The 430-nt window shown below is 66.3% G+C and carries 1 pseudogene; it reads right to left on the minus strand.

Features of this window, described 5'->3' with window-relative positions:
* Window positions 1-430, minus strand: a pseudogene (locus K206_RS44070) (type VI secretion protein VasK); the annotation flags it as partial.

The following is a 430-nucleotide window of genomic DNA, read 5'->3' on the forward strand; positions in this document are numbered from 1 at the left end:
GCGGTCACGCCCGTTCTGGATCAGTTGCTCGACGCTGCGATCTGATAGTTGGTCGCGCAAAGACTGCAGTGCCTTGCCGATGGCCGCAGCATCTGCTTGCTGCGGCAACTCGCAGCCGATCACAGGTGTATCGCCGTTGGCGGTCACGTCTGCCTGGGCGACATCGAGCAGGTAGATCGGCGCGGACCAGTGCAATACCTCGGCGATGCGAGCCAGGCGGAGCCCACAGGGCAGGGTACTCCCGCGTGGCTTGGGCAATTGGGCCTCGCCGTCGGTCACGAGGACCACGGCATCGACAGGATGGCGCCGGCGCAGCCTGTAGATCTGCTTGAGCCATGCGGCGTCCGGCTGGCCGCCCTCGCCGCCCTTGCTCCATAGCAGCACCGCATCGGTAGTGGTCAGCCAACCCGTTTCGGCAAGGCCGGGCAGC

It is taken from the genome of Cupriavidus sp. WS (assembly GCF_000395345.1).
Taxonomy (GTDB): Bacteria; Pseudomonadota; Gammaproteobacteria; order Burkholderiales; family Burkholderiaceae; genus Cupriavidus; species Cupriavidus basilensis_B.